At 70.7% G+C, this 19972-nt stretch carries 18 protein-coding genes; 8 read left to right on the forward strand and 10 right to left on the reverse strand.

The genetic code is table 11. From position 1 onward, the window contains the following. The first annotated feature begins 56 nt into the window (after positions 1–56). Complete coding sequence (locus ABFX50_RS06760; protein WP_346144226.1) at positions 57–722, forward strand: HNH endonuclease family protein; 666 nt, start codon at positions 57–59, stop codon at positions 720–722. A 1-nt stretch (position 723) separates the two neighbouring features. Here ABFX50_RS06760 and ABFX50_RS06765 read toward each other — a convergent pair whose 3' ends face one another. The 3 genes from ABFX50_RS06765 to ABFX50_RS06775 are packed head-to-tail and all read right to left on the reverse strand — an operon-like array spanning position 724 to position 3118. Continuing rightward, positions 724–1164 carry a PepSY domain-containing protein gene (locus ABFX50_RS06765; RefSeq protein WP_346144228.1) on the reverse strand — a complete coding sequence of 147 codons (441 nt, stop codon included), beginning with the start codon at positions 1162–1164 and terminating at the stop codon, positions 724–726. Positions 1165–1199: 35 nt separating this feature from the next. After that, the gene (locus ABFX50_RS06770) at positions 1200–2441 is read right to left on the reverse strand and encodes a sensor histidine kinase (protein ID WP_346144230.1); all 1242 of its coding nucleotides are present in this window, start codon (positions 2439–2441) and stop codon (positions 1200–1202) included. Then, positions 2438–3118 carry a response regulator transcription factor gene (locus ABFX50_RS06775; RefSeq protein ID WP_183657641.1) on the reverse strand — a complete coding sequence of 227 codons (681 nt, stop codon included), beginning with the start codon at positions 3116–3118 and terminating at the stop codon, positions 2438–2440. Before ABFX50_RS06775 ends, ABFX50_RS06770 begins: the two co-directional genes overlap by 4 nt. Before the next feature lie 93 nt (positions 3119–3211). Here ABFX50_RS06775 and ABFX50_RS06780 point away from each other — a divergent pair, with 93 nt between their 5' ends. After that, positions 3212–3718 carry a hypothetical protein gene (locus ABFX50_RS06780; protein ID WP_346144232.1) on the forward strand — a complete coding sequence of 169 codons (507 nt, stop codon included), beginning with the start codon at positions 3212–3214 and terminating at the stop codon, positions 3716–3718. Here the strand turns inward: ABFX50_RS06780 and ABFX50_RS06785 are convergent. Further along, a complete protein-coding gene (locus ABFX50_RS06785; RefSeq protein ID WP_346144234.1) occupies positions 3699–5603 on the reverse strand; it encodes a hypothetical protein in 1905 nt (634 codons plus the stop codon). The two genes, ABFX50_RS06780 and ABFX50_RS06785, sit on opposite strands and share 20 nt — an antisense overlap. A gap of 31 nt (positions 5604–5634) precedes the next feature. After that, a complete protein-coding gene (locus ABFX50_RS06790; protein WP_183657650.1) occupies positions 5635–5847 on the reverse strand; it encodes a DUF2277 domain-containing protein in 213 nt (70 codons plus the stop codon). Between the two features lie 122 nt (positions 5848–5969). On the opposite strand from ABFX50_RS06790, the gene ABFX50_RS06795 reads away from it, so the two are divergent. After that, positions 5970–6863, forward strand: coding sequence for an SPFH domain-containing protein (locus ABFX50_RS06795; RefSeq protein ID WP_346144236.1), 894 nt, complete (start codon positions 5970–5972; stop codon positions 6861–6863). A 16-nt stretch (positions 6864–6879) separates the two neighbouring features. Here ABFX50_RS06795 and ABFX50_RS06800 read toward each other — a convergent pair whose 3' ends face one another. The 5 genes from ABFX50_RS06800 to aceB form a co-directional block, all read right to left on the reverse strand. After that, positions 6880–7623: an IclR family transcriptional regulator gene (locus ABFX50_RS06800; RefSeq protein WP_379506694.1), complete on the reverse strand. Its 744-nt coding sequence runs from the start codon at positions 7621–7623 to the stop codon at positions 6880–6882. Positions 7624–7906: 283 nt separating this feature from the next. Next, entirely contained in the window at positions 7907–9166 is a 1260-nt protein-coding gene (locus ABFX50_RS06805) for a (Fe-S)-binding protein (protein ID WP_346144240.1), read from the reverse strand. A gap of 4 nt (positions 9167–9170) precedes the next feature. After that, positions 9171–10538 carry an FAD-binding oxidoreductase gene (locus tag ABFX50_RS06810; RefSeq protein WP_346144242.1) on the reverse strand — a complete coding sequence of 456 codons (1368 nt, stop codon included), beginning with the start codon at positions 10536–10538 and terminating at the stop codon, positions 9171–9173. Further along, on the reverse strand, positions 10538–11977 hold the full coding sequence (locus ABFX50_RS06815) for an FAD-binding oxidoreductase (protein WP_346144244.1): 1440 nt from the start codon (positions 11975–11977) through the stop codon (positions 10538–10540). Before ABFX50_RS06815 ends, ABFX50_RS06810 begins: the two co-directional genes overlap by 1 nt. 27 nt (positions 11978–12004) lie before the next feature. Beyond that, entirely contained in the window at positions 12005–13582 is a 1578-nt protein-coding gene (gene aceB, locus ABFX50_RS06820; RefSeq protein ID WP_346144246.1) for a malate synthase A, read from the reverse strand. A 132-nt stretch (positions 13583–13714) separates the two neighbouring features. On the opposite strand from aceB, the gene ABFX50_RS06825 reads away from it, so the two are divergent. The 5 genes from ABFX50_RS06825 to ABFX50_RS06845 all read left to right on the forward strand — a co-directional run bounded on the left by ABFX50_RS06825 (position 13715) and on the right by ABFX50_RS06845 (position 19841). Next, positions 13715–14410 carry a DUF4097 family beta strand repeat-containing protein gene (locus ABFX50_RS06825; protein ID WP_346144248.1) on the forward strand — a complete coding sequence of 232 codons (696 nt, stop codon included), beginning with the start codon at positions 13715–13717 and terminating at the stop codon, positions 14408–14410. Between the two features lie 64 nt (positions 14411–14474). Further along, complete coding sequence (hflX, locus tag ABFX50_RS06830; RefSeq protein ID WP_183657666.1) at positions 14475–15881, forward strand: GTPase HflX; 1407 nt, start codon at positions 14475–14477, stop codon at positions 15879–15881. 440 nt (positions 15882–16321) lie between these two features. Then, the gene (gene hutI / locus ABFX50_RS06835) at positions 16322–17530 is read left to right on the forward strand and encodes an imidazolonepropionase (protein ID WP_183657668.1); all 1209 of its coding nucleotides are present in this window, start codon (positions 16322–16324) and stop codon (positions 17528–17530) included. A 14-nt stretch (positions 17531–17544) separates the two neighbouring features. Beyond that, entirely contained in the window at positions 17545–18357 is an 813-nt protein-coding gene (locus ABFX50_RS06840; RefSeq protein WP_346144251.1) for a DegV family protein, read from the forward strand. A gap of 638 nt (positions 18358–18995) precedes the next feature. Next, the gene (locus tag ABFX50_RS06845; protein ID WP_346144253.1) at positions 18996–19841 is read left to right on the forward strand and encodes a ComEA family DNA-binding protein; all 846 of its coding nucleotides are present in this window, start codon (positions 18996–18998) and stop codon (positions 19839–19841) included. The last annotated feature ends 131 nt before the right edge of the window (positions 19842–19972 follow it).

Below are 19972 nucleotides of genomic sequence, written 5' to 3' on the forward strand. Positions count from 1 at the left end.
CATTCGCTTTGCCTCTGGGTGAATGCGTGCTTGGTGCCATTGCCTAGACTTTAACCGTGAATAGGAAACTCTTGGTGGGTTTGGCCTCTCTGGCGCTGGTGACCGGATGCGGGCCCACCCAGGCCGCCGACCACGAGTCCGACGTCGGCAAGCCGCCGTCAGCCGACATCGGCAAGGCGCGCGACGACCTGAAGAAGCTGGCCGTCAAGGGCCGTGCCCCGAAGACCGGCTTCGAGCGCGAGAAGTTCGGCCCCGCCTGGGCCGACGTCGACCGCAACGGGTGCGACACGCGCAACGACATACTCAAGCGGGACCTGCGCGAGGAGACGTTCAAGAAGGGAACGCACGACTGCATCGTGCTGACCGGGATCCTCGACGACCCGTACTCGGGCAAGACCATCAAGTTCACGCGCGGCCAGGACACCAGCATGGCCGTGCAGATCGACCACCTCATCCCGCTGTCGGACGCCTGGCAGAAGGGCGCCCAGCAGTGGAGCAAGGACAAGCGCAAGGAGTTCGCCAACGACCCGCTGAACCTGCTGGCCGTGGACGGCCCGCTCAACAACCAGAAGAGCGACGCCGACGCGGCGACATGGCTGCCGCCGCGCAAGGCGTACAGGTGCGCCTACATCGCCAGGCAGGTCAAGGTGAAGACGAAGTACGCGCTGTGGGTCACCGCGGCGGAGAAGGCGGCGATGGACGGGGTCCTGTCCTCCTGCTGACTCAGTCGTCGGCCCCGTCACTGTCGTCGGCCCCGTCACTGTCGTCGGCCCCGTCGCGGGCGTCGTCACTGTCGTCGTCACCGGCCTCGTCACGGGCGTCGTCACCGGCGTCGTCACGGGCGTCGGCTTCGTCAGTGGCGTCGGCCTGGTCGGTGTCCTGCTTGACGATCTTGCCGGTCTGCTCCGACACGTGGATCTCGTGCTCCTGCCCGCCCTTGGTCAGCTCGACCTCCCAGGTGCGCTCGCCGTGCTCGTCGTCGCGCTCCACATCCCCGACCGTCGCGCCGGGCACACGGGCCTTGGCGATCTCGACCGCCTGAGCCTCGGTGACGGGCGCGGCCGTGGCGGGCGCGCTGGTGGCAGGGACGGAAACGGTCGGGGCAGGAGTGCCGGGGACGGGAGTGGCGAACAGAAGCGCTGCGGCGATCAGTGTTGTCGTCATGGACACAGACTCGCCCCGGCGGAGATAGCGCCGCGCTAGGAGAGCGCTAAGGCCGGGCTAAGGGTGACGGTGACGGTCGCGCCGGGGCCGGGGGAGAGCTCGAGGGCGCCGCCGGCCGACTCGGCCGTCCTGCGGGCGATGTCGAGCCCGAGCCCGGTGGAGCCCGCGCCGCTGCGTCCGCGCTCCAGGGCCTGAGCGGGGAAGCCAGGGCCCTCGTCGGCGACGACGAGCCGCACCCCTGGCGTCAGCCGTACGGCGAGGGCCACGCCCTCGGGGGTGTGCGCGAAGACGTTGCCGAGCAGCGCGTCCACGCACGCGCCCAGCTCGGCCGCGCCCACCCGCACGGGCAGCGGGCCCTTCGCCAGGTCCAGGCGCATCTCGCGCCCCTGGTCCTCGGCCAGCACCGACCAGAACGCGGCCCGCTCGGCCACCACCTCCGCCGCGTCGCAGGACTGCTCGTTCGAGCGCTGCCTGGCCTCGGTGATGACCCTGGTGACCGCCCGCTGCAACTCGTCGATCCGCGCCGCGATCCTGGCCGCCTCGGCGGGGTCGGCGAGCGACTCCGCGTCCAGGCGCAGCCCCGTGAGCGGGGTGCGCAGGCGGTGGGACAGGTCGGCGACCGACTCCCGTTCGGCGGCCAGCAGGTCGTCGATGCGTCCGGCCAGGTGGTTGAGCGCGAGCGCCACCGACCGCACCTCCGGGGGGCCGTCCAGCGCGGCCCTCGCCGTCAGGTCGCCGCCGGCCAGACGGTGCGAGACCTGCGCCATCGCGCCGATCGGACGGGTGATCGCCAGCGCCAGACGGTCGGCCAGCACGATGCCGAGCGCGACCAGCAGCAGGCCGAGCGAGGCCAGGCCCAGCCAGGCCTCGCGCACACCCCTGGTCAGCTCGGCGTCGCTCACGAACACCCTGACGACGACCGTGCCCTCGGGGGTGAGCGCGGAGGAGAGCACCGCCCTGCCGCCGGCCGCGTGGGCGGTGACGCTGCGGCCCGTGGCGGCCAGCCGTACGGCGTCGGCGCGGGCGGCCGCGGCGCCCAGCACGCCGCCACCCGGCAGGAAGACGGTGACGGGGAACGGTCCGCCGCGCGCCTGCTCGACGGTCAGCGACAGCGCGGGCGAGCCCGCGGCGACCGCGACGGACTCGGCGGTGGCGGTGGCGCGGGACATGGCGCCGTTCTCGGCCACCGAGCGGATCAGCAGCGCCATCGGGACCAGCAGCGCGATCAGCACGAGCGAGGTGATCGCGGCGGCGAGCAGCGCCAGCCATCTCCTCACGACGGGTCCACGAGCTTGACGCCGACGCCGCGCACCGTGTGCAGGTAGCGCGGGCTCGCGGCGCTCTCTCCGAGCTTGCGCCGCAGCCACGACAGGTGGACGTCCACGGTCTTGTCGGCCCCGCCGTACGGCACCTGCCACACCTCGGTCAGCAGTTCGCGCTTGGTCACCACCTCGCCCGGCCGCTCGGCCAGGTAGTGCAGCACGTCGAACTCGCGCGGGGTGAGGTCGAGCGTGACGCCGCCGAGCGCCGCCGTCCTGGCCTTGGCGTCGAGGACCAGGGCGCCCACGGCGAGCTCCTGCCGCTCCCTCACCTGCCCCCCGCGCCTGAGCACCGCCCGGATGCGGGCGTCGAGCTGGGCGGAGCTGTACGGCTTGACGACGTAGTCGTCGGCGCCCGCGTCGAGCACGGGCACCATCTCGGCGTCGCCGTCGCGGGCGGTGGCCACGATGACGGGGACCTTGCTGACCGCCCGCAGCATGCGCAGGAGGTCGACGCCGTCGAGGTCGGGCAGGCCGAGGTCCAGCACGATCAGGTCGGGGCGGTCCTGTACGGCCAGCCGCAGCCCGTCGAGGGCGGTGGGGGAGGAGGAGACGGCGTGGCCCAGCTCGCGCAGCCCACGGCTGAGGGCGGTGCGGATGGTCACGTCGTCCTCGATGAGCAGGATGTCGGCCATATCCGTCAACCGTAGACGGTGCCCGACCGCTCCGACATCAGGCTTATCCCGGCGTTAACCTCGCCTTATCCCGAGATGGGGGAGGGTGAGCGGGTGAGACGACTCGTACTGGCCTGGGCGGCCGCCGCGCTGACCGCGACCGTGGCGGGGGTGGCGGTGCTGGGGCTGCTCGGCGGCTCCCTGGCGGGGACGGAGAGCCGTACGATGTCGGACGCCGACGTCCGCGCCGCCCTCTCCGCCGCCACCTCCGCCCCGCCCACCGGTCCGGCTCCCGAGAACCCCGACTCCATGCCCACCGGTTCGCCTACCGGCTCGATCCCGGCCAGCCCGGGCCCCTCGCCTGCGGGTCCTGGTCAGGAGAGCCCTGGAGCAGGGCAGGTCAGGGCGTTCAGGACCTCCGGTGGCACCGTGGTCGCCGCGTGCGACCGCGGGCTGGTGCGGCTGCGGTCGTGGAGCCCCGCCCAGGGCTACACCACCGACGACGTGGACACCGAGCCCGACGACCACGTCACGGTCGAGTTCGAGTCGGAGACCTCCGAGGTCGAGGTCGTGCTCCGCTGCGACGCCGAGGGCCGTCCCCTCATGACGTCTCGGCGCTGAGCGCCCGCTTGGTCAGCTCCGCCTGCTGCCTGATCCGCCCCAGGACGATGTCGTTGATGCCCTTCGCCGCGAACGTCGACACCATGTCGTCCAGCACCCCGTGGGCCAGATCGAGATCGCCCCTCCTCGCCACTGCCCTGGCCAGCCTGCGCATGACCATGTTCAGCGTGATGTTGTCGACGGTCGCCTGCCTGGCCACCGCGCCGAGCTGCTCGATGCTCTCGCCGGTGTCGGGCGGGCGCACGTGCAGCTTCTTGTCCGCGCCCAGGTCCTTGAACTCGCGCTCGGCGTTCAGCCCCTTCACCATCCGCGCGTAGACGGCCAGCGGGTGCTCGCCGTAGCACTCGATGACCTCCTCCAGCGCCTCGTTGCCCGAGCGCAGCGCGGGGGAGTCGGAGCCGAGCAGGGAGAACAGCTTGCCCTGCTCCTCGCCCAGCATCAGCTCGCCGACCCGCGCGTCGGTGGTGGTGATCGGGTGACGGACCCGCACCAGGCAGGGCGCGGAGACGATACGCGAGCCGTCGGCGCCGATGTACTGTCCGCGCACCTGGTAGTCGCCAGGCTGCTGGAAGTAGTGCCCGTCGCGCCCGTGCCCGATGTACGCGCTGCGGTACATCGCGGGGTTGCCGGAGTCGAGCCTGATCTCGGGGGAGTCGTCCACGCAGTGCCGCATCATCGGCCGGTACAGGACGGTCCTGCCCGACGGCTGGGTGATGGAGACCTGCGTGAACTCGGTGTCGGGGTGCAGATGGCCGTGGGTGGTCCTGGGCTCGCCCGCGTACGACAGTTTGAGCTCGACCACGACGGGCTCGCCGTACTCGAAGAAGTCCTTGGCCCGCACCTCGAGCAGCAGGCCCGACTGGTCGGAGACCGGCTGCTCGAAGGGGTCGATCTCGGCCGCCCCTGTGCCGAAGGCGTTGGCGCCCATGACGACGTCGCGGAAGAAGCCGTGACGCAGGTGGACCAGCTCGGGGTCGGTGAACTGGAAGGGGAAGGCCTGCCAGTAGGCGCGCTCCCCGCCCGGCTGGTAGTTCTGGACGTAGTTCATCCACGACAGGTCGCCGAAGCCGCCGTGCGGGCCGAGGGGCTGCGGCGGGCGCGACAGGTTCTTCTGCCACGAGTGCAGCAGGTTGAAGGCGTGGCCGAGCTCGTGCACGTAGGTGCGCAGCTGGGCGCGCTGGGCCTGCGGCGACTCGCCCTTGATCGCGTCGTGGAAGACGGCGGCGCCCTGCCGCTGGCAGGCGTCGTTGTAGTCGAACATGATGCCCCGGAATCCGCCGACGTGCTTGCTGGCGACCAGCAGCCACACCCGCCAGGCCGCCTGGTCGCCGAACGAGGCGAACTGCTGCGTCATCGCGTTGTGCAGCTCGGAGTCGTCCCACGCGAGGTCCTGGCCGGCGCCGTCCACCGGGATCACGCCTGGCTCGGCGATCCGCAGCTCCACTCCTGCCTCGGCGTACGCCTCGGCCACCGTCAGCGTCCGCCGTCCCGGCGGGCCCTGGAGCGCTCCCGTGTCGTAGGAGACGAAGGGCACCGCGCCCGCGACCGAGTCCTGCTCCAGCAGCACGCTCCTGAAGTACGGCGAGGCGCGGTGCAGCCCGTAGGTGCGTCCCGCGACCGTGGCGGTGGCGCTGTCCTCGGTGATCGTGACGGTCACGTGCCGGTCGGGCGCGGCGAAGGTGAAGGCGCCCTGGCCCTCGACCCGATCACCCTGCCTGGTGGTGGAGTGGACGACGAACGAGCCGTGGTACGCGGTGGTCGAGCCCGTCGTGGTGAACAGGTCGCCGCTGAGCCGTCCTGTGGGCCTCTTTCCGTCGACGTCGACCCTCAGGTCGAGCTGGGATTCACCGTCCTGGCCGCGGTACAGGCCGCTGATGGGGGGCATATCAGGACCATTCCCCCGCTCCTGAGGGCTGTCAATGGGCTCCGCGGACTTGCAGCGAGGCGAGCAGCTCCTCCGAGGCCATGGTGATGGCCTCCACGGCCCTGTCGAACGCCTCCGCGTTGTGCGCGGCGGGGGCGCGGAACCCGGAGATCTTCCTGACGTACTGCAGGGCCGCGGCGCGCACGTCCTCCTCGGTGACGTCCTCGGTGTACGGCGGGCGCAGCGTCTTGATGCTTCTACACATGGTTGGCACGCTACCCGCGCGAGGGCCGGCGGTAGAAGCCGGTGCGCGGGGAGATCTTCCGAGCGCCCGGTCACCTGATCGGACCGAGCCCGCCGCCGGTGGCGCGACTATGCTCTCGGCGCGTGAGAAGAGGACTCTTAATAGCGGCGGCGGTGGCGGTCCTCGTCGGCCTGATCACCGTGCTGACCAGTTTCTCCCGGGTCAGCACCGAGCCCGACGAGGTGGTGCTCCACTACGCGGGCGGCACATTCGAAGCGATCAAGTTCGAGCGATGCATCAACCCCTCCAGCGGCGCCACCTGGCTCGGGCCGGGCGACACCGACTACCACTACCCGTTCGGCCAGCGGACCTTCGACTTCTCGGGCGGTGACAGCGCGGAGTCGGGCGGCATCAGCATCGTCTCGAGGGACAACGTCGAGATGAAGGTGTCGGGGTCGGCGACCTTCACGCTCAACACCGACTGCAAGGTGCTGACGCAGTTCCACGAGAAGATCGGGCGCAAGTTCGGCGCCTACTTCGAGGACGGGGACTCCCGCGGCTGGACCAAGATGCTCAACTTCTACTTCAAGCAGCCGCTCGACCGGGCGATGGACGCCGCCTCCCAGGAGTTCGAGTGGAAGAAGTTGTTCAACGACCCCACGGTCAAACAGCAGTGGGAGCAGCGGGTCGGCCAGCTGGCCAGGCAGTTCATCAAGGAGACGGCGGGCGCGGACTACTTCTGCCAGCCCAACTACGCGGGGGTCGGCGACTGCGGTGACGTGGTGCTGACCATCCAGAAGCCGCAGCCGCCCGAGAGCCTGATCAACGCGCTGGCCGCCGAGCAGGCCGCCAAGCAGCAGAACCTGGCCCAGCAGCAGATCAACGCCAAGGTGAAGACCGAGCTGGAATCCATCCAGGACCTGGTGCGGGTGCTCGGCCCGAACGGCGCGATCCTCTGGAAGGCGGTCCAGGACGGCAAGGTCGACGTGGTCCCCGTCCCCCAGAACGGCACCATCAACATCACCCCGAGGCGCTGAGCCGCCGCCTCGGGGGTCAGAGGGGCTCGTCCGAGCCGAGTTCGCGGCCGAAGTCGAGGGCGATCTTGCGCATCCCCTCCGCCAGCTCGTCCCTGTCGAGCGCGTCGATGCGCTCGGCGGGGCCCGAGACCGACATGGCGGCCACCACCCTCGCCCCGTCCCGCACGGGCACGGCGAGGCAGTGCACGCCCAGCTCCTCCTCGCCCAGGTCCATGGCGTACCCCCTCGACCTGACCGTGGCCAGCTCCTGCCGCATGGCCTCGTGGGAGGTGATCGTGTTGGCCGTACGGCGGGGCATGCCGGTCCGCTCGAACAGCGCCATCGACTCGCCGTCGGCCCTGTCGGCGAGCAGCACCTTGCCCACCGCCGTGCTGTGGGGCAGCACCCGCCTGCCCACCTCGGCGAACATCCGCAACCTGCGCGGCGAGGGCACCTGGGCGACGTAGACGATGAAGTCGCCCTCCAGCACCGCGAGGTTGGCCGTCTCACCCGACAGCTCGACCATCCTGGTGAGGTACGGCCGCGCCCACACCCCGACCATCCGCTCCGCGACCCCGCCCAGCCTCACGAGCGCACCGCCGAGCGCGTAGCGGCGGTCCGACTCCTGCCGGACGTAGCCGCGCGACAGGAGCGTCTGGAGCAGGCGGTGAATCGTCCCGTACGGCAGGCCGGTGCGGGCCGCGATCTCCGACAGGCCGGCCTCGCCGCCGTGCGCCGCGAGCGCCTCCAGCACGTCCAGCGCCCTGTCGACCGACTGCACGCTCACGCCACCCTCCCCGCCCCCACAACGAACTCGGCCTCTGCCTTGGATGTGGCCTCTGCCGCGAATCCGGCCCCAGGTGCGAATCCGCCTTCTGCCTCGACCTCGGTCCCAGCTGCGAACCCAATCCCAGTTGCGAACCAGGTCCCAGCCTCGAACCAGGTCCCAGCCTCGAACCAGGTCCCAGCCTCGAACCAGGTCCCAGCCTCGAACCAGGTCCCAGCCTGGAACCCGGCGCCGGCCCCGACCGTCGTCAGGGGCTCGGCGTCCCCCCTCTGTGGGTTCACGAGCGGGGCTTTCCGCAGGCGGCGTCCAGGAACGAAGGGCTGACCCCGCGCAGGGAGGCGTCCAGGATCTCGGCCGTGTGCGCCACCCTGATCTCCCCACCCGCCCGCCGCATCGCCGCCGCGATCTGCATCGTGCAGCCGGGGTTGGCCGACACCAGCAGCTGCGCGCCCGTCGAGCGCACCCGCTCCGCCTTGCGGTCTCCCAGGTCGCGGGCGGCCGAAGGCTCGAAGATGTTGTAGGTGCCCGCCGACCCGCAGCACAGGTCCGACTCGGGGATGTCCCGCAGCGACAGCCCTGGAATGCCGCGCAACAGCTCACGGGGTTGTGCCCTGATCCCCTGGGCGTGCGCGAGGTGGCAGGCGTCGTGATAGGCGACCGTGACCGGCAGCGGATGCCGCTCGGCCACCGGGCCCAGCTCGGCCAGCCACTCGGCCAGGTCCACGGTCCTGAGCGCGCGGGCCCTTCCCGCCCACTCGGGCGAGTCGGCGAGCAGCTCGGCGTACTCCTTCATCGAGGAGCCGCACCCCGCCGCGTTCACCACGACCGTGTCGACCCCCGCGCGCTCGAATGTCCTGATCGTCCGCTTGGCGAACCTTCTGGCCTGGTCGTCCCGTCCCGAGTGCACGCTCAGCGCCCCGCAGCACCCCTGGTGCGGCGGGATGACGACCTCGCAGCCCTCCATCGCCAGCACCCGCGCCGTGGCGGCGTTGACCTGGGGGAAGAACTCGTTCTGCACGCATCCGGTGAGCATCCCGACCAGCGCTCTGCGCTCGCCGACCGCCCGGACCCGTCCCGGCAGCCGCTGCCGCCTGCCCGGGACAGGGGCGAGCGCGATCATCGCCCCGAGGCTCGGGTGCGCCCGTTCGAGCAGCGGCTGGAGCCGTCTGGCCAGCCCGAGCGTCGGCCGCAGCGCGCGCAGCCTGCGCGGGTAGGGGAAGAGCCCGAACACCAGCCCGCGCACCGCCCGCTCCCTCGGCTCGCGGACGTGCTCCCGCTCCACCTCGGCACGGGTCTGCTCGATCAACCTGTCGTACTGCACGCCCGAGGGGCAGGCGGTCACACACGCCATGCAGCCGAGGCACGCGTCGAAGTGGCCGGCCATCTCCGGGGTGATCGGGGTGCCCTCGACGTGCTGGCTCATCAGATGGATGCGGCCGCGCGGCGAGTCCATCTCCTCGCCCCACAGGACGTAGGTCGGGCACGAGGGCAGGCAGAACCCGCAGTGCACGCAGTCCTTGATCAGCTCGGGGTCCATCGCGTCAGATCCCTCCCACATACCTGCCGGGGGACATCCTGCGCCCGGGGTCGAAGCGTTCCTTCACGCGCCGCATCAGCGGCAGCGCGCTGATCTCGCCCCACCTGTCGAGACCCTCCGCGTACGGCGAGGCCAGCACGCTCACGCGCCCGCCCACCTCCGCCAGCCGCGCCCGAAGCCCCGCCACGAGCCCGGCGAGCCCTGCGGAACCGAGCCCTTCGAGACCCAGCCTTTCGGGACCGAGCTTTTCGGGAGACTCGGGAGACCTCTCGGGAGACTCGGAAGACCTCTCGGAAGCGCGCTCGGAAGAGCTCTCCGAAGGGGAGAGGGCGAGCCAGAGGACGCCCGAGGCGAGGGAGCCCCTGACCGTCGCGCCCAGCCCGTGGACCGCCTCCAGCACAACCTCACCCCGCGAAGGAGGGAAGCGCAGCTCCATGAGCACGTCGCCGTCGGGAAGCGCGCCCCACCACGAGGGTGGCTCGGCGCCGACCGTCGCGCCCGGCATCAGGGCGGCGACGGCCTCGGCGCGGGACTCGGCGGCCGACCCCTCCACCAGGACGGCCAGCTCGCAGGCCGCGTCGTCGCCCGCGCGGTTGACCTCGACGGCGGTGGGCTCGGCCTGGGAGGTGGCCAGGACGGTGGCGAGGGTGGCCTTCCGTTGGGGTGGCCCGCCCCGCGCGCTCGGTGAGGCGTATCCCTGGACGGGGCCCGGCCCCGTGCCGGGGGTGGCGCTCTCGTCGGCGTGCCGTACGGGTAGGTGGGCTTGGATCCAGCGGCGCTCGGAGGCGAGCGGGTGCAGCCGGAAGGTGGCCTCCGCGATCACGCCGAGCGTGCCGTACGAGCCGGTGAAGAGTTTGCCGAGGTCGTAGCCCGCCACGTTCTTGACCACCTTGCCGCCCGAGTGGGCGACGGTGCCGTCGGCCAGGACGACCGTGATGCCGATGAGCAGGTCGCGGGCGCCGCCGTAGCGGAACGAGCGCGGGCCGGGGAGCGCGGTGGCGAGGGTGCCGCCGACGGTCGCGCCCTCCACCGGGACGTCGAGCGCCAGCTCCTGCCCTCGCGCGGCGAGCGTCCGCGCGAGGGCCTCCATGGTGACGCCCGCCTGCGCGCGCACCACCAGGTCGCCCTCCGCGTGCTCGAGGACCTGGTTGAGGCAGCAGGTGTCGAGCAGCACGTCGCACCGCTCGGGCGGCGGCCCCCAGTGCAGCTTGGAGCCCCCGCCGACCGGGACGACGGCGAGGTCGTGCTCGGCCGCCGCCGTCATGATCGCGGCGACCTCCTCGGTGGTCTCGGGCAGCGCCACCCATCGGGGAAGCACGCCCGCCACCTCGTCCTCGGGCCCCGCCTGTCTGACGGTGACCCCCGAAGGCATCAAAACTGCTCCGCCTTTCCAGACTCGACCAGCGGATGAACGCCCTTGCGCACGCCCGGCACCTCTCCGCACAGCCGAGGCGTCGGGAAGATCTTGCCGGGGTTGGACAGCCCGCGAGGGTCGAAGGCGCACCTGACGAGCTGCATGGTGTCGAGATCGGCGTCGGTGAACATCCTGGGCATGTAGCGGGCCTTGTCGACGCCCACGCCGTGCTCGCCGGTGATGGAGCCGCCGTGCGCGATGCACAGGTCGAGGATCCTGCCCGAGACGATCTCGGCCCGCTCGCCCGCCCCCGGCTCGGTGTCGTCGAAGAGCACCAGCGGGTGCAGGTTCCCGTCGCCCGCGTGGAAGACGTTGGCGACCTTGATGCCGTGCTCGCGCGACAGGCTGTCGATCCCCGCCAGCACCTCGGGGAGCGAGGTGCGCGGCACCACGCCGTCCTGCACGATGTAGGCGGGGCTGATGCGGCCGACCGCCGCGAACGCCGACTTGCGTCCTCTCCAGATCGCCGCCCGCTCGGCGGGATCCTCGGCCACCCGCAGCTCGAACGCCTTCGAGCAGATCTGGCTCAGCAGCGCGAACTGCCTCTCGACCTCGGCCGAAGGACCGTCGAGCTCGACGATCAGCACGGCGCCCGCGTTCTCCGGATAGCGACAGGCCACGGCCGCCTCGGCGGCCGCGATCGCCAGCGCGTCCATCATCTCGATCGCGGCGGGCAGGATGCCGGCCGCGATGATCGCCGACACCGCCTCGCCGCCCTGCTCGATGTCCTCGAAGGCCGCCAGGACGGTGGTCACGGCCTCGGGAGCGCGGCTGAGCCGTACGGTGACCTTGGTCGTGACGCCGAGTGTCCCCTCCGAGCCGATGAAGGCGCCGAGCAGGTCGTAGCCGGGATCGGCGCGGTCGAGGGTGACGATGTCGCCGTCGGGCGTGACGATCTCGCACGCCTCGACGTGGTTGACGGTGAAGCCGTACTTCAGGCAGTGGGCGCCGCCGGAGTTCTCCGCCACGTTGCCGCCGATCGAGCAGACCTGCTGGCTGGAGGGGTCGGGCGCGTAGTAGTAGCCCTGGTCGCGGACCGCCTCGGTGATCGCCAGGTTCGTCACGCCCGGCTCGACGACGGCCCTGCGGTTGGGCAGGTCGATCTCCACGATCGCGCGCATCTTCGAGGTCACGATCAGCACGCCGTCGGTGCGGGGCAGCGCGCCGCCCGAGAGGCCGGTGCCCGAGCCTCTGGCCACGAACGGCACGCCGTACTCGTTGCACAGCCTGATCACGCCCGCGACCTGCTCGGCGTTCTCCGGCAGGACGGCGACGCCCGGCGTGGCGCGATGGTAGGTGAGGCCGTCGCACTCGTAGGTGCGCAGCCGTACGGGATCGGTGATGACCGCCTCCGGCTCCAGCACCTCGCCGAGCCTGCCGATCAGCTCTGCCAGCACCGCGCCACCTCCTCGGAAATTCGCAGACTACGGCATACGGGCGTAGGCGGGCAGGGTGAGGAACTCGGCGAAGTCGTCGTCGAGCGCGACCTCCTTGAACAGCGCCTCGGCCTGGGCGTACAGGGCCTCGTCGTAGCCGGGCTCGGCGGCGATCTTGGCCAGCTCCTCCGCGATGATCTGCTCGACCAGCTCCTTGGTCACCACCGCGCCGGTGTCGGCGAGCTCGATGCCGTTGTGGATCCACTGCCAGATCTGGGAGCGGGAGATCTCGGCGGTGGCCGCGTCCTCCATGAGGTTGTGGATGGCGACCGCGCCGAGCCCGCCCATCCAGGCGGCGAGGTAGCGCAGCGCGACGTCGACGTTGTTGCGCAGGCCGTTCTCGGTGATGTCGCCAGGGGTGGCGGAGACGGCGAGCAGGTCGGCGGCCGAGACGTCGACGTCCTCGCGCAGGCGGTCGAGCTGGTTGGGGCGCCGGCCGAGCACGGAGGTGAAGACCTCGCCGCAGATGGGCACCAGGTCGGGGTGGGCGACCCAGGAGCCGTCGAAGCCGTCGCCCGACTCGCGGGTCTTGTCCGCGCGGACCTTCTCCAGCGCCACCGCGTTGACCTCGGGGTCCCTGCGCGAGGGGATGAAGGCGGCCATGCCGCCGATCGCGTGGGCGCCGCGCTTGTGGCAGCTGCGCACGAGCAGCTCGGTGTAGGCGCGCATGAAGGGAGCGGTCATCGTCACCGCATTGCGCTCGGGCAGCAGGAACTCCCTGCCCCGCGTGCGGAACTTCTTGATGACGCTGAAGAGGTAGTCCCAGCGTCCCGCGTTGAGCCCGGCCGAGTGGTCGCGCAGCTCGTAGAGGATCTCCTCCATCTCGAAGGCCGCGGGGTAGGTCTCGATCAGGACGGTGGCCCTGATCGTGCCGTGGTCGATGCCGAGCTCTTCCTGGGCGTGGACGAAGACGTCGTTCCAGAGGCGGGCCTCCAGGTGCGACTCCATCTTCGGCAGGTAGAAGTAGGGGCCCTTGCCCTTGGCGATCTGCCTGGCCGCGCAGTGGAAGAAGTAGAGGCCGAAGTCGAACAGCGAGGCCGAGACCTGCCGGCCGTCGACCAGCGCGTGCTTCTCGTTCAGGTGCCAGCCGCGCGGCCTGACCACGATGGTGGCCAGTTCGGCGTCGGGCTTCAGGGTGTAGCTCTTGCCGCCGGTCTCGAAGTCGATCGCGCGGTCCAGGGCCTCGCGCAGGTTGAGCTGGCCGCTGACGCAGTTCTCCCAGAGCGGGGAGTTGGCGTCCTCGAAGTCGGCCAGCCACACCTTGGCGCCGGAGTTGAGCGCGTTGATCGTCATTTTGCGGTCGACCGGCCCGGTGATCTCGACCCTGCGGTCCTCCAGCCCCGGCGCGGGCGGCGCCACCCGCCACTCGCTCTCGCGGACCGCCTTCGTCTCGGGCAGGAAGTCGAGGGTGCCGCCCGCCGAGAGCTCGGCCTGCCTCGCCTGCCTGGCCTCCAGCAGCTCCAGCCTTCGGGCGTCGAACTTCCTGTGGAGCCCTGCCACGAAGGCGAGCGCCTCCGGCGTGAGGATCTCCTCGAACCGTTCGAGCATCGGGCCGGTGATCTCCATCGGAGCCTCTTTCCGCATAGTGGAAAACTTCTTCTGAATTATGGAAGTGACGCTACTTCACAGGGTTGGTCGGGGACAAGGTAGGGGTGATCCCCGATGCCCTCCTGCCCAGCGCAAGGGAGGATTGGCCCCATGAACAAGAAGGGCGTGATCGCCGCAGCGGGACTCCTGGCCTCCGCGACGTTGCTGACCGGATGCGGACTGGCGGGCATCGGCGGGCCCACGGAGGAGAAGACGGTCTCCTACGAGGTGAAGGACGACGTCGTCAGGCTGACCGTCAAGGGCGACGCGGGCGCCATCGTGGTGAACGGCTCCGACAGGACCGGCATCAAGGTCACCGAGAACATGCACTGGCGCAACGAGCAGCCGAAGCCCTTCCACGAGGTGAACGGCGACGCCCTCCAGCTGTCCTACGACTGCAAGAAGGGCTGGAACTCCTGCTGGATCGACTACACGATCGAGGTGCCCAAGGGCATGATCGTGAAGACCGACAACGGGGCGGGCGACATCACGCTGCGCTCGCTGTCGGGCGAGATCGAGGTGACCACGGGCGCGGGCGACATCGACGCCAACGGGCTGACGGGCAAGCGCCTGTTCGCCGAGACCGGCGCGGGCGACATCAAGCTGAAGTACGCGAGCTCACCCGACAAGGTCGAGCTCGAGACCGGCGCGGGCACCTCGACCCTCTATCTCCCGCAGGGCGCCTACGACGTCACCACCAGCACCGGCGCGGGCAGCGCCGACGTGAAGGTCACCGACGACGCCGCCTCGCCGCGAAAGGTCGTGGTTTCCTCGGGCGCGGGCGACGTGAAGGTACTGCCTGTTTAACCAGGTGACTGAATGGGCGCAGTTCGGGGATGATTCTGGTACGTCCAGACGTTGCCCATTAGAGATGACACGAATGCAAAACGACTTCGAAGTAGGCGAGTTCGACCTTGAAGAGCGCCAGGCGCTCCGGCGCGTGGCTGGGCTCTCCACCGAGCTCCAGGATGTCACCGAGGTCGAATACCGCCAGCTGAGGCTGGAGCGGGTCGTCCTGGTCGGTGTCTGGACCTCCGGCACGGCCGACGACGCCGACAACTCCCTTCTAGAACTCAAGTTGCTGGCCGAAACGGCCGGCTCCCAGGTGCTCGACGGCCTGATCCAGCGGCGGCAGAAGCCCGACCCCGGCACCTACATCGGCTCGGGCAAGGCGCTCGAGCTGCGTGACGTGGTCGAGTCGACCGGCGCCGACACCGTGATCTGCGACGGAGAGCTGAGCCCCGGCCAGCTGCGGCAGCTCGAGGAGATCGTCAAGGTCAAGGTCATTGACCGTACGGCGCTGATCCTCGACATCTTCGCCCAGCACGCCAAGAGCCGCGAGGGCAAGGCCCAGGTCGAGCTGGCGCAGCTGCAGTACCTGCTGCCGCGCCTGCGAGGCTGGGGTGGCAACCTGTCCAGGCAGGTCGGTGGTCGTGCCGCCGGCGGCGTGGGCATCGGCGGCCGCGGCCCCGGTGAGACCAAGATCGAGCTGGACCGGCGCCGCATCCGCGAGCGCATGGCCAAGCTCCGCCGTCAGATCTCCGGCATGTCGACCTCGCGTGAGACCATGCGGGCGCACCGCCAGGGCCGTGAGGTCCCTGCGGTCGCGATCGCCGGCTACACCAACGCGGGCAAGTCCTCGCTGCTCAACCGCATCACCGGTGCGGGCGTGCTGGTCGAGGACGCGCTGTTCGCCACCCTCGACCCGACTGTGCGCAAGGCGCGCACGCCCGAGGGCAGGCTCTTCACGATCGCCGACACCGTCGGCTTCGTCAGGCACCTGCCGACCCAGCTGGTCGAGGCGTTCCGCTCCACGCTGGAGGAGGTGGCCGACGCCGACCTGATCCTGCACGTGGTCGACGGCTCTCACCCCGACCCCGAGGGCCAGCTCGCGGCGGTCCGCGAGGTGTTCGCCGACATCGAGGGCGCGCTCGACGTGCCCGAGATCGTGGTGATCAACAAGGCCGACGCGGCCGAGCAGGAGGTCCTCGACAGGATCGCCAGGCGAGAGCGCAACAGCATCGTCGTCTCCGCCCGTACGGGCGCGGGCATCGACGAGCTGCTCGAGCTCGTCGAGCGGGAACTGCCCAGGCTCGACCACGAGGTGCTCATGCTGGTGCCGTACGACAGGGGTGACCTGATCTCCCGCGCCCACAAGGAGGGCGAGGTGATCTCGGTCGAGCACGGCGGCGACGGCACCGTGCTGCACGCCCGCGTGCTTCCCAGCCTCTTCCACGAGCTGGAGCGGGTGGGCAAGCCGGTCGAGCGGGTCGGCTGACGACACTGGTGGACGTACGGCTCGCGCCCATGGCGCGGGCCGTACTTCGCGTTAGGGGATAAACGCGACAGTGGTCGATCTCCGCTGGGATTGCTACGATAAGCCAAGCCTTACGACACTAATGGCGCGGGTATCGAGATGGCTGCTGCGAGTGATGTCGCATGCGGGGGCCAGAGCGGAAATGCGAGGCCGACCTGCCTCAAGGGGCGCATGAGTCGTTCTGATGCGAGGGCTTTCTTCCGAATAACCCTGTACAGCGAGCCGACCTGTGAAATAACGTAACTGAACTGAAATCGCCGGATCATGAGCCCGGCGATCGGTCACCGCAGGATCGTTGCGGATGAGAGCAGGAGACCCCCGATGTCGGCCGGACCCGGAGCGGACTCAGTGGGCGCGGTAACCCCCGCCCGCTTGCCGCTGCCTGCGTGCGGGGTGGTGCGATGACTGTTCGGCTGCTCACCAACATCGGCCGCATGTGGACCGGAAACGACGTCATCAGCAACGCGGCCCTTCTCGTGCACAACGACCGCATCGCCTGGGTGGGCCGCGCGGCCGACCTCCCGCAGAGCGTCCCCGGCGTCGTCGACGACATCGTCGACGTCGACCAGGTCGAGAACCTCAGCGGCGCGCTCGTCACCCCCGGCCTGATCGACGCGCACACCCATCCCGTCTACGCGGGCAACCGCTACGCCGAGATGGCCATGCGCTCCAGCGGCTCCTCCTCCTCGGCGATCAACGCGGCGGGCGGCGGCATCGGCTCCACCGTCACCGTGACCCGCGGCACCGACCCGTGGACTCTCTGCAACGGCGTGCGCGAGCGGCTGCGCTCCTGGCTGCTCAGCGGTACCACCACGGTCGAGGCCAAGACCGGCTACCACCTCACCCGCGACGGCGAGCTGGCCGACGTGCGGCTGCTGCGCGAGCTGGAGAAGGAGCCGATGATGCCGCGCGTGCACGTCACGTTCCTCGCGGCTCACGTCGTGCCTCCCGAGTACTTCGGCCGTCAGCGCGACTACGTCGAGGCCGTGGGCGCCTGGTGCGCCGACGCGGCCGCCGCGGGGGCCGACAGCGTCGACGTCTACTGCGACGAGGGCCACTTCACCACCGAGGAGTCCCGCTGGGTGCTGGCCTCGGGGCGCAACGTCGGCCTGCTGCCGCGCGTCCACGCGGGCGCCTTCAGTCGCCGCGGCGCCGTCCAGCTGGCGGCCGAGCTCGGTTGCGCCTCCGCCGACCTGCTCCACCACACCTCCGACGAGGACATCGCGGTCCTCTCCCGCTACGGCGTGCCCGCCGTGCTCTGCCCCGCCACCGCGATGCAGCGCGGCAGCCTTCCTCCCGTCCGTCGCATGATCTCCCAGGGCGTCACCATCGCCCTCGGCAGCGACCACAACCCCGGCCACTGCGGCATCACCTCCATGTCGCTGGTCATCAGCCTGGCGGTGGCGGCGTTCGGGATGAGCGTGGGCGACGCCCTGAGGGCCGCCACGCTCGGCGGCGCGACCGTGCTGGGCGCGCCCGACCGCGGCGTCCTCGCTCCGGGACGGCTGGCCGACATCGTCCAGTGGGACGCCGACCACGAGGGCGCCTTCGCCTGGTCCTTCGGGCTGAAGCCGCGCAGGGTCTGGCGAGGCGGCATCCCCGTTCAGTAGCTACTCTCGGGGTCATGTCACCTCCGGTCGCGATCGTCACCGATTCCACCGCTTACCTGCCTTCCGTCCCTTCCGGGGTGACCGTGGTGCCTTTGCAGGTGATCGTGGGTGGCCGGCCGTACGACGAGGGTGTTTCCCCGGCGGTCGGAGAATGGACGCCGGTAACGACGTCCCGTCCCTCTCCCGCCCGCTTTTCTGACGTTTATGATTCCTTGTCTGGTATTTCAGGAATTGTCGCTATTCATCTCTCGGGTGATTTGTCGGGCACGGCGGAGGCGGCCCGCCTCGCGGCCGAGACGGCCTCCGTCCCCGTCGAGGTGGTCGACAGCAGGTCGATCGCCATGGGCCTCGGCTTCCCCGTCCTGGCGGCGGCACGGGCCGCCGCCTCGGGGTCATCGATGCACGAGGTGGCCTCGATCGCCAGGGCCGTCGCCGCTCGCACGCAGACCTACTTCTACGTCGACACCCTGGAGTACCTGCGCAAGGGCGGGCGCATCGGAGCCGCGGCGTCGCTGGTCGGCTCCGCGCTGCTGATCAAGCCGCTGCTCCACCTCGAGGGCGGGCGCATCGTGCCGCTGGAGAAGGTGCGGACGGCCACGCGCGCCCTGTCGCGCCTGGAGGACCTCGCGGTGGCGGCGGCGGGCACGACACCGGTGGAGGTGGCGGTCCAGCACCTGTCGGCGCAGAGCAGGGCGGAGGCGCTGGCCGAACGTCTCACCCGCAGACTGCCCGAGTTAGTACGGCTGAGCGTGGTCGAGGTGGGGGCGGTGATCGGCGTGCACGTGGGGCCTGGGGCGCTCGGCATCACGGTGTCGCCGACCGGCTGACACCGGTTGTCCCCAGGGCGTTTCCGCCTGTCCACAGAACCCGATTCGGCGGCTGCGCCCCTTGAGGGGACGGCCTACGGTCTCGGGCTGTGCGGAACGCTGAGGAGAACGTGGAGCGCGCGGTGGCGGAGAGACGGCTGTGGCGCGCTGTGAGCTCCCCTCTCCGGCGTCCATGCCCACCGGGGTCCCCTGGGGAGCCATCCGGGGTGGAAGCGGACCCAGGCTCGCCTGGGGGCTCCGCACCGTCCAACACGTCCTCTCTCCGCCTTTCTTCGGACGGCTCCGCTTCGGGCCGGTCGTCGTCGTCGGGTCGACCTGACTTCCATGCGGGGGCGGCTTCGGATGGCTCGCTGTCATCGAGTCGACATGACATTCGCGCGGAAACCGTTTCGGGGCGCTTGGCGTCTTCGGACCGGGTGGTCTTCGACCCAAAGACGTCTTCGGATCGGGTCGCCTTCGACCCAGCGACGGCTTCGGATTACCTGCCGTCGTCGGGCCGTCCTGCGGTTGTCGCGGAGAACGTCTCGGGCTATTCCAGGTTCGACTCGGAGGCGATCTCTCTTCCGCACGGGGTCAGGTCGGCGTACGGCTCGCCGTGGTCGGGGGACGCCTCAGAATCGGCGCTGAGGCGGCCTCCTGTGGACGTCTCCTCAGGCCACCCGTCGGCGCGCTCGGGGCTCGGCGCGATGGCGATCTCCCGGGCAGCAGCCGGTTCCGCCTCGGACGGCTTCCCCGGCCGCGCTGACTTCGGCGCTGAGCCGTCGCCCCGCCGATCGCCTACCGAGGACGTGCCGCACGACGGACCCTCCGGCCTTTCCCCGCCCATCCCCACCTCCTTCGCCGCCTTTCGCGCCGCCGTCTCCGCCCAAGCGCCCAACCTGGACCCAGGGCGCCCTGGCCTGCGCGTCCTGCTGGTGCTGGGTGTGGTGGCGGCCCTCGTCGGCGGCGTCTACGTCTGGCGCTCCAGCCCCACCCCGGAGCCTCTGGCCGCGCCCCGCCCGATCAGCGGCTCGGCGGCGCCGCCGACCGTCACGTCCGTCTCCACCCCCACCTCACCCGAGGTGATGGTGCACGTGGCGGGCAAGGTGCGCAGGCCGGGCGTCTACACCCTTCCCGGGGGCTCCAGGGTCACCGACGCGGTGAAGGCCGCGGGCGGGGTCCGATCGGGCGCTCCCATGGGCTCCGTCAACCTCGCCAGACGCCTGGTCGACGGCGAACAGATCGTCGTCGGCACACCCACCGCCCCCGGTGCCGCAGGCGGCGTCGAGGGTGGCGGGGTCGCCGCCGCTCCGGCCGTCCTCGACCTCAACACCGCCACGCCTGAGCAGCTGGAGGAATTACCAGGGGTCGGCGAGGTGCTGGCGGCCCGCATCGCCGAGTTCCGCACCACGCACGGCGGCTTCCGAAGCGTCGAGCAACTGCGAGAGGTCTCGGGGATCGGTGATCGCAAGTACGCCGAGCTGAAGGACAAGGTCCGAGTCTGACCGGCTTGCTTGGGAGCGAAGTGCTTGCCTGGGAGCGAAGTGCCACCCCGTCCCCCCACCCGACATCCCAGCCCCTCTCCGAAGTCCGGCCGGGTGCGTCCCCCAGACCGCTGGGACGCTCGCATCCGCGA

Origin of the sequence: Nonomuraea recticatena, assembly GCF_039533245.1 — a bacterium.
Taxonomy (GTDB): Bacteria; Actinomycetota; Actinomycetes; order Streptosporangiales; family Streptosporangiaceae; genus Nonomuraea; species Nonomuraea roseola.

Coding starts and splice junctions, on each gene's coding strand:
- hflX (WP_183657666.1), top strand. CDS start 14,475: ATGACACGAATGCAAAACGACTTCGAAGTAGGCGAGTTCGACCTTGAA.
- ABFX50_RS06765 (WP_346144228.1), bottom strand. CDS start 1,164: ATGACGACAACACTGATCGCCGCAGCGCTTCTGTTCGCCACTCCCGTC.
- ABFX50_RS06825 (WP_346144248.1), top strand. CDS start 13,715: ATGAACAAGAAGGGCGTGATCGCCGCAGCGGGACTCCTGGCCTCCGCG.
- aceB (WP_346144246.1), bottom strand. CDS start 13,582: ATGGAGATCACCGGCCCGATGCTCGAACGGTTCGAGGAGATCCTCACG.
- ABFX50_RS06810 (WP_346144242.1), bottom strand. CDS start 10,538: ATGCCTTCGGGGGTCACCGTCAGACAGGCGGGGCCCGAGGACGAGGTG.
- ABFX50_RS06785 (WP_346144234.1), bottom strand. CDS start 5,603: ATGCCCCCCATCAGCGGCCTGTACCGCGGCCAGGACGGTGAATCCCAG.
- ABFX50_RS06805 (WP_346144240.1), bottom strand. CDS start 9,166: ATGGACCCCGAGCTGATCAAGGACTGCGTGCACTGCGGGTTCTGCCTG.
- ABFX50_RS06775 (WP_183657641.1), bottom strand. CDS start 3,118: ATGGCCGACATCCTGCTCATCGAGGACGACGTGACCATCCGCACCGCC.
- ABFX50_RS06840 (WP_346144251.1), top strand. CDS start 17,545: ATGTCACCTCCGGTCGCGATCGTCACCGATTCCACCGCTTACCTGCCT.
- hutI (WP_183657668.1), top strand. CDS start 16,322: ATGACTGTTCGGCTGCTCACCAACATCGGCCGCATGTGGACCGGAAAC.
- ABFX50_RS06790 (WP_183657650.1), bottom strand. CDS start 5,847: ATGTGTAGAAGCATCAAGACGCTGCGCCCGCCGTACACCGAGGACGTC.